Origin of the sequence: Shigella sp. FC1661 (assembly GCF_001712525.1) — a bacterium.
Taxonomy (GTDB): domain Bacteria; phylum Pseudomonadota; class Gammaproteobacteria; order Enterobacterales; family Enterobacteriaceae; genus Escherichia; species Escherichia coli.
The window spans coordinates 1-5,577 of sequence record NZ_MDGW01000153.1 but is presented as its reverse complement, the minus strand read 5'-3'; the positions used below and the strand labels follow the sequence as shown (position 1 = coordinate 5,577).

Below are 5,577 nucleotides of genomic sequence, written 5' to 3'. Positions count from 1 at the left end.
GGTAAGCCCGGCGGGGTGATGTTCCACAGCGATCAGGGCAGTCATTATACGAGCAGGCAGTTCCGGCAGTTATTGTGGCGATACCAGATCAGACAGAGTATGAGCCGGCGCGGAAACTGCTGGGATAACAGCCCAATGGAACGCTTCTTCAGGAGTCTGAAGAACGAATGGATGCCGGTGGTGGGTTACGTAAGCTTCAGCGAGGCAGCTCACGCCATAACGGACTATATCGTTGGATATTACAGCGCACTAAGACCGCACGAATATAACGGTGGGTTACCCCCAAACGAATCGGAAAATCGATACTGGAAAAACTCTAACTCGGTGGCCAGTTTTTGTTGACCACTTCACTCTTCTGTTTTATGGGCGCTGACAGGGCGCAGAAACAGCTTTGCTTACTGGAACATAACGACGCATGACGACACAGGTCCCACCTTCCGCGTTGCTTCCGTTGAACCCGGAGCAACTGGCACGCCTTCAGGCGGCCACGACCGATTTAACGCCTACCCAGCTTGCCTGGGTTTCTGGCTATTTCTGGGGCGTACTCAATCAGCAGCCTGCTGCGCTTGCAGCGACGCCAGCGCCAGCCGCAGAAATGCCGGGTATAACTATTATCTCCGCCTCGCAAACCGGCAATGCGCGCCGGGTTGCTGAAGCATTACGCGATGATTTATTAGCAGCAAAACTGAACGTTAAGCTGGTGAACGCGGGCGACTATAAATTCAAACAAATCGCCAGCGAAAAACTGCTCATCGTAGTGACGTCAACGCAAGGGGAAGGGGAACCGCCGGAAGAAGCCGTCGCGCTGCATAAGTTCCTGTTCTCCAAAAAAGCGCCAAAGCTGGAAAACACCGCGTTTGCCGTGTTTAGCCTCGGCGATAGCTCTTATGAATTTTTCTGCCAGTCCGGGAAAGATTTCGACAGCAAGCTGGCGGAACTGGGTGGTGAACGCCTGCTCGACCGTGTCGATGCCGATGTTGAATACCAGGCTGCTGCCAGCGAGTGGCGCGCCCGCGTGGTTGATGCGCTTAAATCGCGTGCGCCTGTCGCGGCACCTTCGCAATCCGTCGCTACTGGCGCGGTAAATGAAATCCACGCCAGCCCGTACAGCAAAGACGCGCCGCTGGTGGCTAGCCTCTCTGTTAACCAGAAAATTACCGGGCGTAACTCTGAAAAAGACGTTCGCCATATCGAAATTGACTTAGGTGACTCGGGCCTGCGTTACCAGCCGGGTGACGCGCTGGGCGTCTGGTATCAGAACGATCCGGCACTGGTGAAAGAACTTGTCGAACTGCTGTGGCTGAAAGGCGATGAACCTGTCACCGTCGAGGGCAAAACGTTGCCTCTGAACGAAGCGCTACAGTGGCACTTCGAACTGACCGTCAACACCGCCAACATTGTTGAGAATTACGCCACGCTTACCCGCAGCGAAACACTGCTGCCGCTGGTGGGCGATAAAGCGAAGTTACAGCATTACGCCGCGACGACGCCGATTGTCGACATGGTGCGTTTCTCTCCGGCGCAACTGGATGCCGAAGCGCTGATTAATCTGCTGCGCCCGCTGACCCCGCGCCTGTATTCCATCGCCACCTCGCAGGCGGAAGTCGAGAACGAAGTACACGTCACCGTTGGTGTGGTGCGTTACGACGTGGAAGGCCGAGCCCGTGCCGGTGGTGCCTCCAGCTTCCTCGCGGATCGCGTGGAAGAAGAGGGCGAAGTCCGCGTATTTATCGAACATAACGATAACTTTCGCCTGCCCGCTAACCCGGAAACCCCGGTGATTATGATTGGCCCAGGCACCGGTATTGCGCCGTTCCGCGCCTTTATGCAGCAACGCGCCGCCGACGAAGCGCCAGGTAAAAACTGGCTGTTCTTTGGTAATCCGCACTTTACGGAAGACTTCCTGTACCAGGTGGAGTGGCAGCGCTACGTCAAAGATGGCGTGCTGACACGTATCGATCTTGCCTGGTCGCGCGACCAAAAAGAAAAAGTTTACGTACAAGACAAACTGCGCGAACAGGGCGCGGAGCTGTGGCGCTGGATCAATGATGGTGCCCACATTTATGTCTGCGGCGACGCTAATCGCATGGCGAAAGACGTTGAGCAGGCACTTCTGGAAGTGATTGCCGAATTTGGTGGCATGGACACCGAAGCGGCGGATGAATTTTTAAGTGAGCTGCGCGTAGAGCGCCGTTATCAGCGAGATGTCTACTAATGAGCGAAAAACATCCAGGGCCTTTAGTGGTCGAAGGAAAACTGACAGACGCCGAGCGCATGAAGCTTGAAAGCAACTACCTGCGCGGCACCATTGCGGAAGATTTAAACGACGGTCTGACCGGCGGCTTTAAGGGCGACAACTTCCTGCTGATCCGCTTCCACGGCATGTATCAGCAGGATGACCGCGACATCCGCGCCGAACGTGCTGAACAGAAGCTGGAGCCGCGCCACGCGATGCTGCTTCGCTGTCGTCTGCCGGGTGGGGTGATTACCACTAAACAGTGGCAGGCGATCGACAAATTTGCCGGTGAAAACACCATCTATGGCAGCATTCGCCTGACCAACCGCCAGACATTCCAGTTCCACGGCATTCTGAAAAAGAACGTCAAACCGGTGCACCAGATGCTGCACTCGGTCGGTCTTGATGCGCTGGCGACAGCTAACGACATGAACCGTAACGTACTCTGCACCTCGAACCCTTACGAGTCGCAGCTGCACGCGGAAGCGTACGAGTGGGCGAAGAAGATTTCTGAGCATCTGTTGCCTCGTACCCGCGCGTATGCGGAGATCTGGCTCGACCAGGAAAAAGTCGCCACTACTGATGAAGAACCGATCCTTGGTCAGACCTACCTGCCGCGTAAGTTCAAAACCACGGTAGTGATCCCGCCGCAGAACGATATCGATCTGCATGCCAACGACATGAACTTCGTGGCAATCGCCGAAAACGGCAAGCTGGTAGGCTTCAACCTGCTGGTGGGCGGTGGGCTTTCTATCGAACACGGCAACAAGAAAACCTACGCCCGCACGGCGAGCGAGTTTGGCTATCTGCCGCTGGAGCATACGCTGGCGGTGGCCGAAGCCGTCGTGACAACTCAGCGTGACTGGGGTAACCGAACCGATCGTAAAAATGCCAAAACCAAATACACGCTGGAGCGCGTGGGGGTTGAGACGTTTAAAGCGGAAGTGGAGCGTCGCGCGGGGATCAAATTTGAACCGATCCGTCCATATGAGTTCACCGGACGAGGCGATCGTATTGGCTGGGTTAAGGGCATTGATGATAACTGGCACCTGACGCTGTTTATCGAAAATGGTCGCATCCTTGATTATCCCGGGCGTCCGCTGAAAACCGGCCTGCTGGAGATCGCGAAGATCCACAAAGGCGATTTCCGCATTACGGCGAACCAGAATCTGATCATCGCCGGTGTACCGGAAAGCGAGAAAGCGAAGATCGAGAAGATCGCCAAAGAGAGCGGGTTAATGAATGCCGTCACGCCGCAGCGTGAAAACTCGATGGCCTGCGTGTCATTCCCGACTTGCCCGCTGGCGATGGCGGAAGCAGAGCGTTTCCTGCCGTCTTTTATCGACAACATCGATAATTTAATGGCGAAACATGGTGTCAGCGATGAGCATATCGTGATGCGTGTAACAGGCTGCCCGAACGGTTGTGGTCGCGCGATGCTGGCGGAAGTGGGCCTGGTGGGTAAAGCGCCGGGTCGCTACAACCTGCATCTTGGCGGCAACCGCATTGGGACACGTATCCCACGGATGTATAAAGAAAACATCACCGAGCCGGAAATCCTGGCGTCGCTTGATGAACTGATAGGGCGCTGGGCGAAAGAGCGCGAAGCGGGTGAAGGCTTCGGCGACTTTACGGTGCGTGCGGGCATCATTCGCCCGGTGCTCGATCCGGCGCGCGATTTGTGGGATTAACCATCAGCCCGGTCTTGTAGGCCTGATAAGAACGCGTGAGCGTCGCATCAGGCAAGGCAAACAGTGAGGAATCTATGTCCAAACTCGATCTAAACGCCCTGAACGAACTGCCGAAGGTAGATCGCATTCTGGCGCTGGCGGAAACTAACGCCGAACTGGAAAAACTGGACGCTGAAGGCCGCGTAGCCTGGGCGCTGGATAATCTGCCCGGTGAATATGTACTTTCTTCCAGCTTTGGCATTCAGGCGGCGGTGAGCCTGCATCTGGTGAATCAAATTCGCCCAGATATTCCGGTGATCCTCACCGATACGGGTTACTTGTTCCCGGAAACCTACCGCTTTATTGACGAGTTAACGGACAAACTCAAGCTCAACCTGAAAGTGTACCGTGCTACCGAAAGCGCAGCCTGGCAGGAAGCACGCTACGGAAAACTGTGGGAGCAGGGCGTTGAAGGCATTGAAAAGTACAATGACATCAACAAAGTCGAACCGATGAACCGGGCTCTGAAAGAACTTAACGCGCAAACCTGGTTTGCTGGCCTGCGCCGTGAACAATCCGGCAGTCGCGCCAATTTACCGGTGCTGGCAATTCAGCGTGGCGTATTTAAAGTGCTGCCGATTATCGACTGGGATAACCGAACTATTTATCAGTACCTGCAAAACATGGCCTGAAATATCACCCATTATGGGATGAAGGATATTTATCGGTCGGTGATACCCATACAACCCGTAAATGGGAACCTGGCATGTCGGAAGAAGAAACACGTTTCTTTGGCTTAAAAAGGGAATGTGGATTGCACGAAGGGTAAATATTGCCGGATAAATTAAACGCCTCTGTCAGAAATGATGGGGGCGTTTTTATTTTGCGAGCAGTATTCCTGATTTTAAACGTGAACGCCGCTGGAAGAATTATCAGGTATAGAATGGCGTCGGGTGCTTGAGGCTGTCTGGCGTTAAGCATTCGCGAGGTTCCAGATGGACAAAAGCCCCAGGCGATATTTCTATCAACCTGAGGCCAGCGTTCGAACCCAAACAATTCGAATGTTAGTCTCTTCTTTGCAGGGAGGCAAGACATGCTGACAAAATATGCCCTTGTGGCAATCATAGTGCTGTGTTTTACAGTACTGGGATTCACGCTGATGGTAGGCGACTCGTTGTGTGAGTTGAGTATCAGAGAACGTGGTATGGAGTTTAAGGCAGTTCTCGCTTACGAATCGAAGAAGTAGCCACCACGCGGGGGTAAAACCCCGCGTACTGAATTGTGATGGTTTGGTCTCCTGCACCCTTTTTTAATTTATATTGTTTATGTGGGTAATGACTCCAACTTATTGATAGTGTTTTATGTTCAGATAATGCCCGATGACTTTGTCATGCAGCTCCACCGATTTTGAGAACGACAGCGACTTCCGTCCCAGCCGTGCCAGGTGCTGCCTCAGATTCAGGTTATGCCGCTCAATTCGCTGCGTATATCGCTTGCTGATTACGTGCAGCTTTCCCTTCAGGCGGGATTCATACAGTGGCCAGCCATCCGTCATCCATATCACCACGTCAAAGGGTGACAGCAAGCTCATAAGACGCCCCAGCGTCGCCATAGTGCGTTCACCGAATACGTGCGCAACAACCGTCTTCCGGAGCCTGTCATACGCGTAAA

At 54.0% G+C, this 5,577-nt stretch carries 4 protein-coding genes and 2 pseudogenes; 5 read left to right on the top strand and 1 reads right to left on the bottom strand.

What is annotated here, in order from left to right; all coding sequences use genetic code 11:
- From BFF42_RS10340 to BFF42_RS10315, 5 genes and pseudogenes are all read left to right on the top strand, one after another.
- On the top strand, positions 1–342 hold a 342-nt coding region (locus tag BFF42_RS10340; protein ID WP_073841232.1), incomplete at its 5' end, for an integrase core domain-containing protein.
- Between the two features lie 73 nt (positions 343–415).
- Positions 416–2,215 (top strand): NADPH-dependent assimilatory sulfite reductase flavoprotein subunit, encoded by a 1,800-nt coding sequence (cysJ, locus tag BFF42_RS10335; protein WP_000211896.1) that lies wholly within the window; start codon positions 416–418, stop codon positions 2,213–2,215.
- Positions 2,215–3,927 carry an assimilatory sulfite reductase (NADPH) hemoprotein subunit gene (gene cysI, locus BFF42_RS10330; protein ID WP_001290706.1) on the top strand — a complete coding sequence of 571 codons (1,713 nt, stop codon included), beginning with the start codon at positions 2,215–2,217 and terminating at the stop codon, positions 3,925–3,927. Before cysJ ends, cysI begins: the two co-directional genes overlap by 1 nt.
- Positions 3,928–4,001: 74 nt before the next feature.
- Positions 4,002–4,735, top strand: a pseudogene (cysH, locus tag BFF42_RS10325) (phosphoadenosine phosphosulfate reductase).
- A 264-nt stretch (positions 4,736–4,999) separates the two neighbouring features.
- Complete coding sequence (locus BFF42_RS10315) at positions 5,000–5,152, top strand: Hok/Gef family protein (protein WP_000956460.1); 153 nt, start codon at positions 5,000–5,002, stop codon at positions 5,150–5,152.
- A gap of 99 nt (positions 5,153–5,251) precedes the next feature.
- Here BFF42_RS10315 and BFF42_RS10310 read toward each other — a convergent pair.
- Positions 5,252–5,577: pseudogene (locus BFF42_RS10310) on the bottom strand (IS1-like element IS1B family transposase); the annotation flags it as partial.